This window comes from Streptomyces pratensis (assembly GCF_016804005.1).
Classification (GTDB): Bacteria; Actinomycetota; Actinomycetes; order Streptomycetales; family Streptomycetaceae; genus Streptomyces; species Streptomyces pratensis_A.
In genome coordinates this window covers 292,809-310,229 of record NZ_CP051486.1, presented here as the reverse complement: position 1 = coordinate 310,229, position 17,421 = coordinate 292,809, and the positions used below count along the sequence as shown (strand labels likewise).

Sequence of the window (17,421 nt, the reverse complement as noted above, 5' to 3'; positions counted from 1 at the left end):
CCCCTCCCTACGGCGTTTCCGGGCCACTCCTGCCCTGCTGGACCCTCCCCGTGTAGATGTCCGCCTCGGGAGGCAGCTCCACGGACACCGGTACCCCGAAGCCGTACAGCAGCATCGTCGACACCACCGCCACCGCCGGCCCCTCCGTCGCGAAGGTGAAGCGGTGGCGGACCTTCCGCAGCAGGCCCTCGTCGTCCAGGTAGGCGTCGAACGGCACCCTGTCCGTGCTGAACCCTTTCGCTGCCGCTGCCAGCGCCCCGCGCGAGGAAGGCGAGGCCGCGCGCGCCGCCCGCCCGATGTCCGCGGTCCCCCGGTAGTGCCGGACCGCCACCCCGGCCAGCTCCGTCCGCCCGACGTAGGTCACGTCCCCCGCGCCGCGCAGCAGCTCGGCGGAAGCCGTCGGATCGGTCACCCCGCCCGTGACCAGATTGCCGTCCTCCAGGGCCGTCGTGTCGATGCGCACCCATTTGTCGTCGGGCACTCCGGCACCACGGTTCTTCATGTACAGCGCCCCCGGCGCCAGCAGCTCCGTGATCGGCCGGTGCCCGTCGGCCCCGGCGGCGTCCTTCGGCAGGACGACCTTGATCCGGCCCAACTGCTTGCGGAAGTCGTACGCCCCCTGCCCCCTGATCGTCACCCGGGTCCCGCCGGACGCGGTCTCCATCGACGTACGCGTCTCGGCGCTGCCCGCACCGACGAGCTCCTCCGCCGCCCGGCGCAGGGCGGCCGCAGCGGTGCCGGCCCGGCCGTCCCCGGCGACGGCGCGCTCACCGGCACCGTCACCGCCGTCACCGCCCGCACCCGAGCATCCGCTGCTGATCGTCATCACGCCCGCGACGGCCAGGGCGCACACAGCCAGTGCCCCGCCTCCGCACCTGTGCTGCTGCACCACCATCGCCTGCCAACCCTCAACGACGTACACCTGACCGAGTTCCCGCCCGCCCCGCCTAACGACGGCCGGGGCACCTCGTCACGCCACAGGGCCCCTTCCGGCAGCCGATCGGCCCACTCCCTTACTGCCGCACAGCACCCCCAGTACCGTGGACGCGTGTACCAGGACCCCACGGACTCCCCCGTCCACAGCATCTCTCCGACACACAGCACCACGACCGTCGAACGGGGCTCGTTCTGTCTGGCTCGCTGCGGCTGCGGCTGGTCAGGCCCGGCCCGGCGCTCCCGTGACCGGGCCCGAACCGACGCGGAGGAACACCGCTCGGACCACGCATCCGGCTCGCCCCACCCGTCCCCTTCCCACTCGTCCCCCCATGCCCTGGCCCCAACCGTCCTAGGAGCAGCCCTGCCGACGCGTCTCCCGCAGCCGCTGCTCGAAGGGGGCGGCGGCCTCTGCCACCATCGGCAGGATCTCCCGTAGGAACGAGAGGTCCTCCAGGGCTTCCCGGATCACACCGGCCGACGGCTCAAGGCCGAGCAGGGCGTCCAGTGCCGCTGAGGCCGCCTCCCAGTCATCCGCCGCGCAGTAGGCGATGAACTGGGACGCACGGGCCAGCGCCCCCTGGCGTCCCGGCCGCGCCGCAGCCGCGCCGAACAGCTCAGCCGCACGCCGGAGCTGCTCCCCTGCGACCCTCGTACATGCGGCCCCCGTACATGTGGAAGGGGTGCCCCTTCGTGGGACACCCCTCACACGCTCGAACTCGTCACACCTACGCGGCGAGGTCCCTCTCGCCGGGCGCACCGCCACGACCGGAACCCGGGCTCGGCTCGGGAATCCCGCGCGACTCGTCCCGTGCGCCGGCCGCAGCGTCCGCGCCGCCCGCGCGGACGAGCCATCCGACCTTTCCGGCGCGAGCCACGGCCCCCACCAGAGGCGTCAGCAGCATCATCGCGAGCGGGGCGAGCAGGAGCGCCACCGCCGTGCCGAGAGCCAGGCCGCCGATCACGTCGGTCGGGTAGTGCACGCCCATGTAGACGCGGCAGAAGCCCTCCAGGAGCGCCAGCCCGATGGCCACCAGACCGAACTTCCTGTTGGCCACGAACAGACCCACCGCGATCGCCATCGCCATCGTCGCGTGGTCGCTCACGAAGGAGAAGTCCGTCTTGCCCTTCACCAGGACTTCGAGCCCCTTGTGGTCGAAGAACGGACGGGGCCTCTCCACGAATCCCCGGATCGGGATGTTGATGACCAGTGCGATCCCGGCGGCCAGAGGCGCCCACACGAGTCCGGCGACCGCCGTCACCGAGTCCTCGGTCGTCCCGCGTCGGCGCACGCTCCACCAGCACCACAGGACCACCAGGACCATGGCGAACATGATCCCGAATTCACCGACGAACTCCATGACCCGGTCGAACCAGGTCGGAGCGGCCTTCGCCAGCCCATTGATGTCGTAGAGCAGGCTGACATCGGGGTTCGACCCATCGAGTGCGAGTCCAGCCATCTGCCGCGGCCCCTTGCCTTGTCTGCTGCTGCGACGCACAACGGCGTGCGTCGCCTTGGTATGACCCCCGTGGTCGGTGCGGATTCAGTGCCGCGCCACGCCATGATGCCGTCACGCCCGACTGGTCCGGGCAGTCACGCATGGTCATGTGCGCATGCCGTCCCAGTCCAGGGAACGGCCTGTCAGCTGCGTACGTTCCGTTCTCCACCGAATGATCACCATGACGTTATCGAAGAGTGACTCATCGTCGCAGCTCAGGGCCCGGGCTTCACGGAGAGTTCCAGCCACGGCCGACTGGATGTCAGCTCTCCGGAAGCGCGGTCGGGAGCGCTGCGGCCCCGTCCTTCGTGACTCTTGTCGCACCGAAGTAATCAGGGGTGTCGATCTTGTCGAAGCGGATCACCGCGCCGGTGTAGGGCGCGTTGATCATGTAGCCACCGCCGACGTAGAGGCCCACGTGCCGGATGGCCCGCGAGTTGTTCAGATCGTCCGAAAAGAACACCAGGTCGCCGGGCATGAGTTCGTCCCGGGAGGGGTGGGGCCCGGCGTTGTACTGATCGTTGGCCACACGGGGCAGCTCGATGTCGACGGTCCGGTACGCGGCCTGGGTCAGCCCGGAACAGTCGAACCGGCCCCCTTGGTCGGCCGTGCCGTTCCCACCCCAGAGGTAGGGAGTGCCGAGCTTCTTCTGCGCGAAGTAGATCGCCCCGGCCGCCTGCTGCGACGGCTGCACACGGCCGATGGGCTTGGCGAAGCTCTTCTCCAGGGAACGGATGATCTTGACGTAATTCTGCGTCTCGCTGATCGCGGGCACCCCGCCCGACTGGATCACCCGGTAGGCACCCGCGTTGTACGCGGCGAGCATGTTGTCGGTCGGGTCACCCGGCACCTTCTTGACGTACCCGGCCAGTTCGCAGTCGTAGGACGCGGCGGACGGAATCGCGTCGGCCGGATCCCACACGTCCCGGTCCCCGTCCTTGTCCCCGTCGATACCGTGCGAGGCCCAGGTCCCGGGGATGAACTGCGCGATGCCCTGCGCGGCGGCGTGACTCTGGGCGCGCGGATTCCAGCCGCTCTCCTGGTACAACTGTGCCGCCAGGAGGGCGGGGTTGATGGCAGGACAGAGGTTGCCCCACCTCTCCACGAGCGGCTGATAGCGCGCGGGCACGGCCCCCTTGGCCAGCCCTACGGCCCCACTCGCCCCGGAGATCCCGGCGGCGGCGGAGTACGTACCGACGACGAGCAGGGCGATGAAGCACAGGCCCAGCCCGATCCCACCGCCGACGAACACCCAGTATTTCCGCACCCCCCAACCATCCCCCATTCGGGCGTGGTTCACGACGCGATTCGCTGGTGTGTACGGGTGGATGGGTGCATGAGGGGGCGTCAGGGGCGGCTACGAGGGGTCAGGGGGCGCCGGCGGACCAGAAGGAAGAGCGGATGTTGGGGCGGGGGATGTGCTCCATGCCCTCGTAGGTGGGCGCGGTTGCCTTGGTGGTGGACTCGGCGACCTCGGACTCCTCGACGCAGGGGGTGTCGACCTCGAAGAACACCTGCCCTTCGCCCCCGACGATCAGGCTGACACCGAACCCGTCCTTGGTCTGGGCAAAGATCGCCGGGACATCCGGGTCGTTGTTGACGGATTTCATCTCGTACCCACTGCTGCGCCAGGCCCGGTCCACGACACCCAAGAAGCTACCCCTGCGCTCGGCGGACACGATGGTCATTACTGCGCGCCTTCTGGTCACGTCGCAACTCCCGACACTAGTTGTGTCGTGAGTCCACTTCACTTCCGGGTCGATGCCCTTCAGGACACCGTCAAGAATTGCATCAGCCCGCTCCGCCGCCTGCTGCATATCCATGTCTACCCCTTCACTCCCCCCCAGAGAGACAATTTCACCCGCGCATCCCGCAAGCGACACTAAAACAACTACGGTAGCAATTGAGACATTCACCCCGCGCATTATCGATACTCCTGAGAATTAATTTTCCCGGAACGCCCTGCTGCAATAAGTGCGATGTTGTGCGCAGATGCCGCATCTCTCCTCGGATCGAAATATTGAGAGTGCGCATCAATGGATAACCCATCAGCACCCACTAGCCCCGGACCATCATCGACACGGAATCGCCTGGCACCGAACGCCTCGCTCGCCGGATCTTTTCCGAACCAGAGGTCGTCGTCACCCTGATCAGCGATATCTCCTGCGATGTAGCCGAAGGGGCCGGAAAGGGACGCCATGGCACCCACAGCCGCTTGCTGCTTCGAGGGCAATTTTGTCACCACATCGTTTTCTGCCGCACCGACAAATACGTGCCCTTCACCTACTCCAAGGTCCTTAGCTCGATCGACACCAACTCCTGGGCTCCCCACCAGGACGATGTCGTCAACGCCCGGGATTCCATCGCCTTGCTGTGTTGCCGCACCAACGGTTCGCGACCCATATGAATGCCCAATAGCCGTAAGATGAGGATCTTCATTCTCGTTCGTCGCTGCCAGCCCGCCTGTGAATTCGTTCAAACGTCGCCCGCCTTCTACGGCCCTGCCGTCGCCAGCAACAGCTAAGCTATTGAAACCGTCGATACCCTGCGGAGCGTCGTACCCAAGCCAAGCAATTGCGGCACTGGAAGGATCGTGATACCGGGCACCCTTAACAGTATCCAAGGCACGCTTAAGGTCATTCTTCGCGAAATCCTCATCCAGCGAAGTGTTCAGCCCTGGCACATACGTCGCCACGTTCTTCGCCGTATCAGGATTCCCGTACGAGACAATCGCTCGCCCATTCCCCTCGTCACTGATACCCAACAGGAACATCGGCGGCTCCCCCGGCTTGGCCGCCGCCCCCAACTGCCGGTCGATCTCACGGAGTCCCGCCAGCTGCGTGACCGACCTCTCGTCGTCCCGTCCCTCCAGCTTGCCGATCAGCAACTGCAGGTTGTCCCGGTTGGCCGCGTCGCGTACCAGTGCCGGGATCCCGTCCAGGTTCCCGATCTGGTCCGGGTACACCGCGAGGTACTCCTCGCGCTGTTCCTGGGTCAGGCCCGCCCACCAGTCCCGCCGCTCCGCCGGAGACGCACCGTGCGGGATGGCGTCCTTGAGGTACGCGCCCGCCGCGTCACGGACCTCCGCCGCGTCGCCCGCCGCGTCCTTCCATGTGGAGGCCGGGACCTTCAGGCCCTCCTCCGCCTTCAGCCGGCGCAGGATCCCCGCGTACCGCCAGTCGATCTCGGCCGCCGCCCGCACCGCCCCGGTCACCCGGTCCGCGACGTCCTGGGCCTTCGCGGCGTTGGGGTTCGGTGCGGTCAGCCCCGAAGGCGGTACCAGCCCCGGCGGCCCGCTCGACGACGCCGTGCCGCCCCGCAGCGGCGCGCCGTCGATCAGGCCCTCGCCTCCCGCCGGGTACGTCACCGTCCCGTTGGCATGCACCGTGAACCTCAGCGCGGCGGCGTCGTCCAGCGCCTCCTTCAGTACGCGCTGCTGGGTCCTCATCTCGTGCGCCAGGGAGTTCAACGTCGTACGGAGCAGCCCGCACTCGGTGTACACGTACTGGAAGTTCCGCCCCAGCTGCCGCAACCGTGCGACCGCAGCCTGCGCCGCCTCGCCCTCCTGCGTGTCGCGGAGCCCGGTGAGCAGCTGCTGCTCGATGCGGTCCCGCGCGGCGTCGGCCCGGTTGCTGGACCTGCCCCACCCGTCGGCCGCTTCTTCCAGCTCGGCGCACTTCAGGTCCCGTAACTGCGCCCAGGTCAGCGTCTGCGTCACCGCTCGTCGCCCCTGCACGGATTCACGGCGGCGAAGGACGACCTGACGGCCTCGTTCGTGGCGCCCTGGATGCGGGCGGCGTCCCGCAGCCCGGCGGCCAGGCTGCCGCACTCCCCCTGTGCCGTCTGGATTCGCCGTAGCCAGGACTCCCGTACGGCCGCCAGCTCCGCGAGCGCGGTCAGCCGGCCCGCCCCCGCCAGCAACCCCTGATGGGCCAGGACCAACTCGTGCCTTACCGGGGCCAGATGCGCAACCAGTTCCTCCGCGCCCCCGGCGGCCCTCAGCCACGGCCCGTCGCTGTGCTTCAGCCTCTGCCCGCAGTCACCCCCGCCCGACAGCCCCGCCGGATCGCTCAGCCCCTGCACCACGGTCATACCGCTCACCCCGTTCCTCGGTCACGGAGCGGCACTGTGCCAAACACGGCGCACCCGACACGCCGGGCACACCGTCGACGCGGGGCAGGCCCCTGCCCCCGCAAGGAACGGCCCGCGCCGACATCACCCGAACGCGCGACCCGGAACCGAGCGGCGGAGTACACCGTCCACCCCGACATCCGCCCGACCAGCCGAAAGGACCCCATGACCACCGCCACCTCCGCCCGTTTCCTGTACATCGCCCGGCACGGCGAGGCGTCCCCGGACGAGACCGAGCTGACGGGGCGGGGCCGTCGTCAGGCGGCCCTCCTCGGCGCGCGGCTCCGGGACGTACCGCTCTCCGCCGTCCACCACGGCCCGCTCCCCCGCGCCACGCAGACCGCCCGGCTGGCCCATGAACAGCTCGGGCGGGACATACCCCTGCGGGTCTCGGAACCGGCCGGGGACTACGTCCCGTACGTGCCGCTCCGGCAGGAGCTCCCGAAGGAGTCGGCGGACCGGTTCCTCACGTTCGTGGAGCAGTTCCCGGAGTCCGAACGCAGCCGGGGCCCGGAGCTGGCAGGCGCCGCGCAGGCGCGGTTCACCGGGCCGGTGGACGGTGACGAGCCCCGCCATGAGCTGGTCGTCACCCACGCGTTCCTGGCCGCGTGGCTGGTTCGGGACGCCCTCGACGCTCCCGCCTGGCGCTGGCTCGGTCTCAACCACGCCAACGCCGCGTTGACCGTCATCCGTTACTCGCCCGGCCGGCCCGCTTCCCTCCTCATGTTCAACGACATGGGCCACCTCCCGGCGGACCTCCGGTGGACCGGCTTCCCACCCGAGCTACGCGCTTGAACCGAGCGGTCGGCTGTCCCCCGGACGGATGGTTTACGGGCCCCGGCCCACGCGATCCGGGGTGACATGGCCGGCCTTTCGTGATCATCGAAGGCGTGATCTTCGTACACCACAGTCCTGCGCGCGTCGGGCGGTTGCTGACAGCCGCAGGGCTCGCCGCCGCAGCACTCGCCGCCGCCCTGCCCTCCGGGCCGTCCGCACATGCCGCCACCACGTCCGCACCGTTGCCCAGGACGTCCACACCCGCCGAGGCCCGCACCGCCGCGTGGCTGAACGCTCACCCGGAGCAGACCGGGAATTTCTTCCGCGACCTGCCCAAGGGAGGTGACCTGCACAATCACCTCTCCGGCTCGGTACGGACCGAATACCTGATCCAGCTCGCGGCCGAGGACGGCCTCTGCATCGACTCCACGATGACCGCTGTCGCACCCCCGTGCGCCGCCGGCTCCCGGCCCGCCGCCGACGCCCTCACGGATGCAGCCTTCCGGCAGAAGATCGTCCGGGCCTGGTCCATGCAGGACTTCCCCGAAGGCGAGTCGGGGCACGACCACTTCTTCGCCGCGTTCGGGAAGTTCGGCGCCGCGACCTCGCACCGCGGCAAGATGCTGGCCGATGTGGCGGGCACCGCGGCGGCGCAGAACCAGACGTATCTGGAGACCATGGTCAGCCCCGCCTCTGCGGGCGCCAGGCAGCTGGCCACCGATGTCGGCTGGGACGCGGACCTGGCCGCCCTGCACCGCAAACTCCTCGCCGGGGGCCGGCTCGACCAGCTGGTGGCGGATGCCCGGAAGGAGGCCGACACGGCCGACGCCGAGTTCCGCGATACCGCACGCTGCGCGACGACGACCCCCCGCCCCGCATGCCGGATCACGGTGCGCTGGATCTCCCAGGTGTCACGCAACAGCGTCCCGGAACGCGTCTTCACCCAGATCGCCCTGGGACTCCGGCTCGCCGAACGCGACCCGAGGTTCGTCGCAGTGAACCTGGTCCAGCCGGAGGACGGCGAGATCTCCGTGCGCGACTACCGCCTGCACATGCGCATGCTGAACCACCTGCACGGGGTCTACCCTCGCGCCCACATCACCCTGCACGCCGGCGAACTCGTCCCCGGCCTGGTGAAGCCCGAGGACCTCACCTTCCACATCGACGACGCCGTACGCACCGGCCAGGCCGAACGCATCGGCCACGGCGTCGACCTCGTGCAGGAGGACAACTGGCGGCAGCTCGCCCGCGACATGGCACGCCGCCAGATCGCCGTGGAGGTTCCGCTCACCAGCAACGCGCAGATCCTCCAGGTCGAGGGCGCCGATCACCCGTTCCCCGTCTACCGGAAGTACGGCGTCCCCGTCGTGCTGTCGACCGATGACCCCGGCATCTCACGGGGAGACATCGGCCAGGAGTACGACCGGGCGGCCCGCACCTACGGGCTCGGCTACCCCGAGCTGAAGGACCTGGCCCGGTCCTCCCTGGAGTACGCCTTCCTGCCGGGCCGCAGCCTGTGGCGTCCCGATCCCGTACGCCAGGGCTTCCGCCCGGTCCAGGAATGCCAGGTCCTGGAGTCGCCGCGCTGTGCGCGGTTCACCTCCCAGAGTCCGAAGGCCCAACTGGAGCGTCTCCAGGAGCAGTCCTTCCGGGCCTTCGAGGCCAAGTACGCCGGCTGAGCCCGCCCGGCCCGATCAGGGGTTGCGGGGAGCCGTGCACTCCACCCACAGCACCTTCCCGCCCTGCCCCGGCAGTCCGCCCCTGATCGGGTACGCACCCCAGCTCTCCGCGCACTCCCGTACGAGCTGGAGCCCACGCCCCCGCTCGGCCAGGACACTTGGTCCGCCCATGGCGCAGCCGCCGAACGGGGCAGGGATCTCCGGATTGCTGTCCCACACCCCGACCCGCACCCGGTCCCGCCCCGCACCTCGCAACCGGAGCGAGTACGGCGCCGAGGAGTACCGGTACGCGTTGGTGACCAGCTCGCTCGCCAGCAGCTCGGCGGTGTCGATGAGATCCCGCATCCCGTGCACCAGCAGCACGGTCCGCAGAGTCGCCCGGGCGATTCCGGGCTTCGGGGATCCTGCGGAAGTTGGAGGGTGTACGCCCAGGGCGGCGTTACGGTGGCCAGAGCCATGGAAGTCTCCGTTCACGGAGGGGCGGTTGAAGTGTGTGTCGCATGGCCCGGTGACAAGGCCGCTCCGTCGAGCGGGGTACTTCCGGGCGGGTGGTTCCCACGGGCCGGTGTTCATCGACTCCGAGGCTCAACTGGGTCAGTACCGTCTGCTGCTGAAGCGCCTCGATGCTGCGGCACTGCCCACGCAGCCGTCACGAGACCTCATCCACTCCGTCGCCCAGGAACTGTAAGGAATGAAGATGACCACGCCCGACTGGCAGAAATCCTCCTACTGCGCGCAAGGCGAGGCCTGTATACACGTCGCCGCCGACCAGGACTCCGTAGCAGTCACCGAGAGCAGCGACCCCAGCGGCGCGATACTCCGGGCCAGCCCGGCAGCCTGGGCGGCCCTCGTCCGCACCGTCAAGGAGACCCAGGACCGTGGCTGATCACGCCGCCGCCCTCACCTGGATCCGCGCCGCCCCCGAGGACGCCGAAGGGCCCGGCCCCTGGATCGAGATCGCGTTCGGCCCCGGGGATCTCGTGTACCTGCGCGAGACCGGCGATCCCGGGACGGTGGTGACCACCACGGCGCAGAAGTGGGAGGCGTTCACCAGAGGTGTCGTGGCCGGGGAGTTCGACCACTTCGCCGGGACCGAAGCCACCGGGTCGGACACCTGACGTGCAGGGAGCCCGGATCCTCAGCCGCAGTCGAGCGGATTCAGGTCGGCGGAGACGATCGGGTCGGTGGCGGTGCCGCCGACCCTGAAGGTGCCGCCGGACCGGTTCCAGTCCAGCTCGTACGTTCCCTCGGCCACGGGCCGGTGCATGTCGTCGGCCATCCAGGAACCCGACTCCCGCCACGCCACCCCGCTGGAGCCCATCGCGTACACCTCGCCGTCGCTGATCTTCAAGAAGGACGTCTCCCGCACCACGGCCACACAGCCGTCCGGGCCCGCGGGTTCAAGGACGCGGTACTCCGCACTGCCCATGAAGTCGCTGAACGCTCCGGCGGCACAGCCGAGGCCGGCTGTGGCGGCCAGCAGGCCGAGAGCGACGCGCGGCAGAGCTCGGCCGCTGAGCGTCCGGTCGTCAGCTGAGAGGCGCCGCGCCGCATGGACTCCCATGAGAACCAGTGAGACGAAGAACAGGCCGGCACTCACTGTCCATCCGGGGACGACGTGCCCCATGACGAGCAGCAACAGGTCGCTCCACCCCACAACGGCGGCAAGAAGAAGACCGGCCGTGGCCACGCGCAGATACGTGACCTGTTGCTTCACTCTGCCGAATCGATCCAGCTCAGCGCTCATCGCTGAACCCTACGACGTCGCAAGTCCCCTTGGCAGAAGTACAGTTCTCAGGACGCGCGCAGGCCCCGGTCGGCGAACTCGATGAGCCATTCGAGGCTCTCGTCGATGTCGGCGCTCCACTGGAAGCCACCGCCCGCCTGCAGCGTGGCGAACCCGTGGAAGAGGCTGCGGAGCGTGCGCAGAGCGTGATCGACGTCGGAATCGGCGATCTCGTAGCCGCGCAGGACCGCCATGAACGCGTCGAGCAGCCGCCGGCCCGCCGTGGCCAGAGGATCGTCCGGTCCGGAAGGCTCCTGGCCGAGCGTGGCGGCGTAACGGCCGGGGTGCTCCACGACGAAGGCGCGGAAGGAGCGCGCGGCTGCCGCCAGGGCATCGCGGCCAGCACGCCCCTGCACCGCTACGCCGACGGCCTCCGCGGCCTCACCCAACGCCAGCTCCGCGATCCGCCGGGTGAGATCGTCCAGGCCACCCACGTGCTTGTACAGGGACGGGGTGCGCACCCCCACCCGCTCCGCCAGCAGACCCATCGTCAGATTGGCGAGGCCCACCTCGTCGGCGAGGGCGGCACCGGCGGTGACCACGGCCGCCGGGTCCAGACCGGCCCTAGGCACGGGTGGCGTCCGACCGGAGGAAGGCGAGAACGAGCGAGACCACCTGGTCGGGGAACTGGTCGTGCGGGTAGTGCCCGGCGCCCTCGATCATCTCGAGGCGGCCGAGGCCGGACGGCAGGGCGTCGACGATCGCGGAACCTTCGCCGTGCGGGTCCGCCCAGTCCGGGTCGAGCGTGCCCATCACGACCAGGACGGGGCAGCGGACATTGCCGAGCTGTGCGCCGGCGTCGACCGGGGCACTGCGGCCCATGCCCTGCATGGCCTTCATCCGGCCCGGCTCACGCAGCAGGGACTCGATGCGGCCGATCCGCTCGGACCAGCCGGCCGGCTTCACACCGGGGTAGGCCACCTCCAGGTACGAGCGCCACATGGGCACGCTGCCGAACAGCCCTGCGCCGAGCAGCCGCAGCATGCCCTGCCTGAAGCGCTTCACCTTCAGATCACCGAAGGTGATCGACTGCTTGCGGGTGAACGGCGCCAACTCGACGACCCCGGTGACCAGCGAGGGCTCCTGGGCCGCCGCGATGGTGGCGGCGCCGCCGGAGGCCGAGTGGCCGACGATCACGGCCGGGCCACCCAAGTGCCTGATCACAGCGATCAGGTCGCCGGCGACGGCGAGGCGGCTCCAGTCCGACCAGCCGACGCTGGACTCGCCGCAGCCCCGCAGATCGACTGCGGCGACCCGGTAGCCGGCCGCCACCAGCGGCGGAACCACCTCGCGGTACGCGGCACGACTGTCCCCCATGCCGTGCGCGAGAACGATCAGCGGGCCGGACCCCACGACCTCGTACGCGATCGTTCCACCGTCGACGGCAAGGTACTCGGACACAACGCCCTCCAGGGTCCGGCTAATACGCTTAGCCAAAAGCTAATTCGATTAGCCCGTTGTGTCAACGGCTGGCTCCAGCACGGGCCAGGCGCAACCACGAAACGGCGCCGATACCGGCGCGCCCGGGGCTGTCGCCTTCATTTCCGCCGGCCGGCCCTCGGCGCGCCCGGTCACCCCCCGACGTACTCCCGGAGATGGCGTGCCGTGAGGGTGCCGCCGTCGGCGACCAGGTCGGCGGGCGTCCCCTCGAAGACCACGCGGCCGCCGTCGTGCCCGGCCCCGGGGCCGAGGTCGACGATCCAGTCCGCGTGGGCCATCACCGCCTGGTGGTGCTCGATGACGATCACCGTGTTGCCCGCGTCGACCAGCCTGTCGAGCAGCGCGAGCAGCTGGTCCACGTCAGCCATGTGCAGACCGGTGGTCGGCTCGTCCAGGACGTACGTCGCAGCCTTCTCCGCCATGTGGATGGCGAGCTTGAGACGCTGGCGCTCGCCGCCGGACAGGGTGTTCAGCGGCTGGCCCAGCCGGAGGTAGCCGAGCCCCACATCGCGCAGCCGGCCGAGAATGGCGCGTGCCTGGCCGGAGGTGAAGAAGTCGTAGGCCTCCGCCACCGACATCCCCAGCACCTCGCTGATGTTCCTGCCGTGCAGGGTGTACGTCAGCACCTCGGGCGTGAACCGCTTCCCCTGGCACTCCTCGCACACCGATGCGACCCCGGCCATCATGGCGAGGTCGGTGTAGACGAGCCCGAGGCCGTTGCACTTGGGGCAGGCGCCCTCCGAGTTGGCGCTGAAGAGGGCCGCCTTCACGCCGTTGGCCTTGGCGAACGCCGTGCGGATCGGGCTGAGCAGACCGGTGTACGTCGCAGGGTTCGAGCGTCGCGAGCCACGGATGGGTGTCTGGTCGGCGACCACCACGCCCTGTCCCGGGGGCAGGCTGCCGTGGATCAGCGAGCTCTTGCCCGACCCCGCCACCCCGGTGACGACGGTGAGGACGCCCAGCGGGATGTCGACGCTCACGTCCTGGAGGTTGTGCAGATCGGCGCCCTCGATGGACAGCTGCCCGGTCGGCTTCCGCACCTCGTCCCGCAGCCGCGCCCGGTGCTCGAGGTGGCGACCGGTCAGGGTGCCGGAGGCCCGCAGCCCGGCGACGTCCCCGCTGAAGCAGATGCGCCCGCCGTCCTTCCCCGCACCCGGCCCGAGGTCGACTACGTGGTCCGCCATCGCGATCACCTCGGGCTTGTGCTCGACGACGAGCACGGTGTTCCCCTTGTCGCGCAGGCGCAGCAGCAGGTCGTTCATCCGCCGGATGTCGTGGGGGTGGAGCCCGATGGTCGGCTCGTCGAAGACGTACGTGACATCCGTCAGGCTGGAACCGAGATGCCGCACCATCTTCACCCGCTGCGCCTCACCGCCCGAGAGCGTGCCGGCGGGCCGGTCCAGGCTGAGGTAGCCGAGGCCGATCTCGACGAGGGAGTCCAGCAGGTCCCGCAAGCCGGCCAGCAGCGGTGCCACAGCGGGGTCGTCGATACGCCGTACGAACGCGGCGAGGTCGCTGATCTGCATGGCGGCGCACTCCGCGATGTTCACCCCGTCGATCTTCGACGACAGAGCGGCGGCCGTCAGCCGGGTCCCTCCGCAGTCGGAACACTCACGGAAGACCACGGCCCGGTCCACGAACGCGCGGATGTGGGGCTGCATGGCTTCGCGGTCCTTGCTGAGCATGGTCCGCTGGACCTTCTGCACGAGCCCCTCGTAGGTGAGGTTGTTGCTGTCCACCTTCACCTTGGTCTGCGGCTTGTGGAGGAAGTCGGCCCACTCCTGCTCCGTGAAGTCCTTGAGCTTCTTGTCCGGGTCGTAGAAACCGGACCGGGCCATGACCTGCCAGTACCAGGAGTCCACCGCGAAGTTGGGCACGGTGATAGCGCCCTCGTTCATCGACTTCTCCCGGTCGACCAGCTGGTCGACGTCGATCTCCGAGATCTCGCCGACGCCCTCGCACCGTGGGCACATGCCCTCGGGCAGATTGAAACTGAAGGCGCCCGACGTCCCGATGTGAGGTGTGCCGAGACGCGAGAAGACGATCCGCAGCATCGTGTACGCATCGGTGGCGGTGCCGACGGTCGAGCGCGAATTGGCTCCCATCCGCTCCTGGTCGACCACTATCGCGGCGCTCAGATTGTGCAGCGCGTCCACGTCCGGGCGGCCCAGGCTCGGCATGAACGACTGGACGAAGGCGGTGTAGGTCTCGTTGATCAAGCGCTGGGACTCGGCTGCGATGGTGCCGAAGACCAGCGAGGACTTCCCCGACCCCGAAACTCCCGTGAACACGGTCAGCCGACGCTTGGGAATGTCGAGCGACACGTCGGTGAGGTTGTTCTCGCGCGCGCCTCGGACCTGGATGACATGGTGACCGTCGGCCGGAGCCGTCGCAGAAGTCGTCATGCGGTCGACCGTAACGGAGGCCACTGACATCGGACCCCGCCGTTGACACCGGTGAGAAACCGTTGCTTGTCTGGGGAACAGGGCAACAAGCGCTTACAAGCCGGACTTTGGAGCGTACTGGTGGAGCTCTCGCGTCGTTCCGCACTGTCCGTCATACCCGCGGCCACGCTCTGGGCGGTGTCCCAGGCACTGCGGGCGGAGGCGGATCCCCGGCACGGCCGGGCTCCCGCTCCGCGCTCCTCGGCCCGCGCGGGATCCTCGGAGGACCGGGCCACCCTCCTGCGCAACACCGTCGCGGTCTTCGCCGGCACGGCCACGTCGAACGCCCGCCCCGAGGTCGCCCCGAAGCTCGCCTCCCTGCGGGCGACGGCACAGTCACGGCTCGCCGCCATGGACGGCGCGGGACAGGACGAGCTCTTCGCGGGCCTACCGCTCGGCACGAGCGACCCCAACCTGAGCACCTCGTACCAGTACCTGTACGAGATCGCCCTGGCCACCTGCCTCCCCGGCCCCGGCACCTCCGGCCCGGGGGACGACGCGGCGGTCCGGCGCCAGGTCGTCGACGGTCTGGTCCGGCTCCACGACGACTGGTTCGGTGACCAGTCGAAGGGCTACTACGGCAACTGGTTCCACTGGGAGATCGGGATCCCGGCCTACGTGACGAAGACCCTGGTGCTCCTCAGGGACGAAGTGGCGGCGTACCGGCCGGAGCTCACAGCCACGTACGTCGCGTCCATGGACGCCTACCTCCGCAACGGCGAGGCCGGTGACGTCGATCTCGACTCGCGCTTCCACACCGGCGCCAACCTCGCCGACATCACGACGAACCGGATCCTCCAGGGCGCCCTGCTCGCCGACGAGGCCCGCATCACCAAAGCCCTCGCCGACCAGCTGACCGTCTTCTCGACGATCGACCCCTACCGGCCGCGCCACGGCGTCACCGACGGTTTCTACTCCGACGGTTCCTTCGTCCAGCACGCCTCCGTCGCGTACACGGGCTCCTACGGCAAGGGGCTGCTCACCCGGATCGTCCAGACGATCAAGATCCTCGACGGCACCGGCTACGTGCCCGACGACAGCCTGGTCGGCGTCGTCCAGGGCTGGGTGGCCGACGGCTTCGCCCCGCTGATCTTCGAGGGCTGGATGATGGAGATCGTCAAGGGACGGGCGGTCTCACGGACCGGCACCGGGTACGCGGATGTCACCGCCGTCGTGGAAGCCGTCGTCGACCTGTCCGCGCACACCGCCGGCGACGACGCCGAGGCCCTCGAGGGATACGTCAAACACGTCCGGCAGACCTCGAAGGCGGGCCTCGACACCACGTCCTTCGTCTCCCCCGTCAGCATCGCCCGCTACGCGGACATCCTGAACTCACCGGCGCCCGCGAGGGACCTCGGCCCCGCCGCCTCCCACGCCGCCTTCAACGCCATGGACCGGACCGTCCACCGCCGGCCCGGCTACGCGTTCGCCCTCGCCCGCAGCTCGGCGCGCATCAGCATGTACGAGTACATGAGCGGCGAGAACCTGATGCCGTGGTTCCAGGGGACCGGCGCCCACTACCTCTACCTCTCCGGCGCGGACCAGCGGCAGGCGTTCGGCATCGACTACTTCACCACCGTCGACCCCCGCCGCCTCGCGGGTGTCACCGCTCCCGTCGAGACGCGGCGCACCGTCCCCGAGCTCTACGGCACCCTCTGGTACGACAACCCCACGCGCGGCTTCACGTCGTCCTCCGAGTCGCAGAACACGTACGTCTACTTCCCTCGCGCCACCCACGGCTTCTCCGGCGGCGCCCGCCTCGGCGCCTACGGGCTGGCCGGTCTCGTACAGTCCGACGACGCCGCGTACACCGCGCAGCGGGCCGGCACGCTGCCCGAGGACTTCGTCGCCTACCGGGCCGCGGGCGCCACCAGGTCGTGGTTCATGTTCGACGACGAGATCCTCGTGCTCTCGGCCGGCGTCACCGGCCTGGGCGGCCGCGCGGTGACCACGACCGTCGACAGCCGCATCGCCGCCCCCTCCTCACCCATCACCCTCACCGGCGGCCTCCGCGACGGCACACCCTGGCAGAGGGCGGGGTCCTCACCCCCGGCCTGGCTGCGGTACGCCGACGAAGCGCAGAGGACCGCGGTCGGGTACGTCTTCCTGTCGGGCCCGCCGGTGGTCGTCGCACTCGACACGGTGACGCGCAGCCGGCGTCTCGTGCGTCTCGCCAACGCGGACACCGCGGTAACCAAGCAGGTCCTCACCCTTTCCTACGAGCAGGCTGCCGGAGAACGGCCGGCCTCCATGGCCCACGCCCTCGTCCCGAACGCCTCGGCACAGCAGTTGGCGGCCTACGCCCACGGCCCGCTCTCCGTGCTGTCCAACACGGTCCGCCTGCAGGCCGCGGAACACACCGGCCTGGGCATCACCGCCGCCAATGCCTTCACTCCGGGGAGGCACCGGGCCGGACGCCTCACGATCGACGGTCCGGCTTCGATCATGCTGCGCCGGACCTCGGACGGCACGTACTCCATCGCGGTGTCCGACCCCACGACGGCGCGGAGCTCCGTATCCGTCACCCTCCACGGCAGGCCACTGCGGCGCGTCTCGGCCGATTCCGGAGTACGCGTCCGCCGCGTACCCGGCGGCACCCGCGTCGACGTCACGACCCACCACGCCTACGGCCGCAGCTTCACGGCGACGCTGCGCGAGCGCCCCTGAGGGAGCCGGCCGATCGTGGGCGGCCACCTCTCCCCGCTACGTCAATGCCCGTTGGTAATAGAATT

17 protein-coding genes and 1 pseudogene are annotated in these 17,421 nt (G+C 69.5%); 6 read left to right on the top strand and 12 right to left on the bottom strand.

Annotated features, from left to right (window positions below):
* Positions 1-7 precede the first annotated feature (7 nt).
* From HED23_RS01430 to HED23_RS01400, 7 genes are all read right to left on the bottom strand, one after another.
* A complete protein-coding gene (locus tag HED23_RS01430; RefSeq protein WP_203187310.1) occupies positions 8-895 on the bottom strand; it encodes a hypothetical protein in 888 nt (295 codons plus the stop codon).
* Positions 896-1,285: 390 nt separating this feature from the next.
* On the bottom strand, positions 1,286-1,642 hold the full coding sequence (locus HED23_RS01425) for a hypothetical protein (protein WP_203181629.1): 357 nt from the start codon (positions 1,640-1,642) through the stop codon (positions 1,286-1,288).
* A gap of 19 nt (positions 1,643-1,661) precedes the next feature.
* Positions 1,662-2,393, bottom strand: coding sequence for a phosphatase PAP2 family protein (locus HED23_RS01420; RefSeq protein WP_203181628.1), 732 nt, complete (start codon positions 2,391-2,393; stop codon positions 1,662-1,664).
* Positions 2,394-2,694: 301 nt separating this feature from the next.
* A complete protein-coding gene (locus HED23_RS01415; RefSeq protein ID WP_274383048.1) occupies positions 2,695-3,684 on the bottom strand; it encodes an NlpC/P60 family protein in 990 nt (329 codons plus the stop codon).
* A 115-nt stretch (positions 3,685-3,799) separates the two neighbouring features.
* A complete protein-coding gene (locus tag HED23_RS01410; RefSeq protein ID WP_203181626.1) occupies positions 3,800-4,255 on the bottom strand; it encodes a hypothetical protein in 456 nt (151 codons plus the stop codon).
* Between the two features lie 101 nt (positions 4,256-4,356).
* On the bottom strand, positions 4,357-6,150 hold the full coding sequence (locus HED23_RS01405; RefSeq protein ID WP_238441804.1) for an alpha/beta hydrolase: 1,794 nt from the start codon (positions 6,148-6,150) through the stop codon (positions 4,357-4,359).
* Positions 6,147-6,524, bottom strand: coding sequence for a hypothetical protein (locus tag HED23_RS01400; protein ID WP_203181624.1), 378 nt, complete (start codon positions 6,522-6,524; stop codon positions 6,147-6,149). Before HED23_RS01400 ends, HED23_RS01405 begins: the two co-directional genes overlap by 4 nt.
* Positions 6,525-6,728: 204 nt before the next feature.
* Here HED23_RS01400 and HED23_RS01395 point away from each other — a divergent pair, with 204 nt between their 5' ends.
* A complete protein-coding gene (locus HED23_RS01395; protein ID WP_203181623.1) occupies positions 6,729-7,358 on the top strand; it encodes a histidine phosphatase family protein in 630 nt (209 codons plus the stop codon).
* 95 nt (positions 7,359-7,453) lie between these two features.
* Entirely contained in the window at positions 7,454-9,019 is a 1,566-nt protein-coding gene (locus tag HED23_RS01390; RefSeq protein WP_238441803.1) for an adenosine deaminase family protein, read from the top strand.
* Positions 9,020-9,034: 15 nt separating this feature from the next.
* Here the strand turns inward: HED23_RS01390 and HED23_RS01385 are convergent.
* Positions 9,035-9,477, bottom strand: a pseudogene (locus tag HED23_RS01385) (ATP-binding protein).
* 50 nt (positions 9,478-9,527) lie between these two features.
* Between HED23_RS01385 and HED23_RS01380 the strand changes: the two are divergent.
* From HED23_RS01380 to HED23_RS01370, 3 genes are read left to right on the top strand one after another with little or no spacing between them, the layout of a single operon-like run.
* Positions 9,528-9,707, top strand: coding sequence for a hypothetical protein (locus tag HED23_RS01380; RefSeq protein ID WP_238441802.1), 180 nt, complete (start codon positions 9,528-9,530; stop codon positions 9,705-9,707).
* Between the two features lie 9 nt (positions 9,708-9,716).
* The gene (locus tag HED23_RS01375) at positions 9,717-9,905 is read left to right on the top strand and encodes a DUF397 domain-containing protein (protein ID WP_203181622.1); all 189 of its coding nucleotides are present in this window, start codon (positions 9,717-9,719) and stop codon (positions 9,903-9,905) included.
* Positions 9,898-10,137, top strand: a complete 240-nt coding sequence (locus HED23_RS01370) for a DUF397 domain-containing protein (RefSeq protein ID WP_203181621.1) — start codon at positions 9,898-9,900, stop codon at positions 10,135-10,137. The genes HED23_RS01375 and HED23_RS01370 overlap by 8 nt, the downstream gene beginning before the upstream one ends.
* A 20-nt stretch (positions 10,138-10,157) precedes the next feature.
* Here HED23_RS01370 and HED23_RS01365 read toward each other — a convergent pair whose 3' ends face one another.
* The 4 genes from HED23_RS01365 to HED23_RS01350 form a co-directional block, all read right to left on the bottom strand.
* Positions 10,158-10,766, bottom strand: coding sequence for a hypothetical protein (locus HED23_RS01365; RefSeq protein WP_203181620.1), 609 nt, complete (start codon positions 10,764-10,766; stop codon positions 10,158-10,160).
* 47 nt (positions 10,767-10,813) lie between these two features.
* Complete coding sequence (locus tag HED23_RS01360) at positions 10,814-11,347, bottom strand: TetR/AcrR family transcriptional regulator (RefSeq protein ID WP_203187308.1); 534 nt, start codon at positions 11,345-11,347, stop codon at positions 10,814-10,816.
* Positions 11,348-11,369: 22 nt separating this feature from the next.
* Complete coding sequence (locus HED23_RS01355; protein ID WP_203181619.1) at positions 11,370-12,206, bottom strand: alpha/beta fold hydrolase; 837 nt, start codon at positions 12,204-12,206, stop codon at positions 11,370-11,372.
* A 170-nt stretch (positions 12,207-12,376) separates the two neighbouring features.
* Positions 12,377-14,650 carry an ATP-binding cassette domain-containing protein gene (locus tag HED23_RS01350; protein WP_203181618.1) on the bottom strand — a complete coding sequence of 758 codons (2,274 nt, stop codon included), beginning with the start codon at positions 14,648-14,650 and terminating at the stop codon, positions 12,377-12,379.
* Positions 14,651-14,770: 120 nt separating this feature from the next.
* Between HED23_RS01350 and HED23_RS01345 the strand changes: the two genes are divergently transcribed.
* Positions 14,771-17,356: a polysaccharide lyase family 8 super-sandwich domain-containing protein gene (locus HED23_RS01345; RefSeq protein ID WP_203181617.1), complete on the top strand. Its 2,586-nt coding sequence runs from the start codon at positions 14,771-14,773 to the stop codon at positions 17,354-17,356.
* The last annotated feature ends 65 nt before the right edge of the window (positions 17,357-17,421 follow it).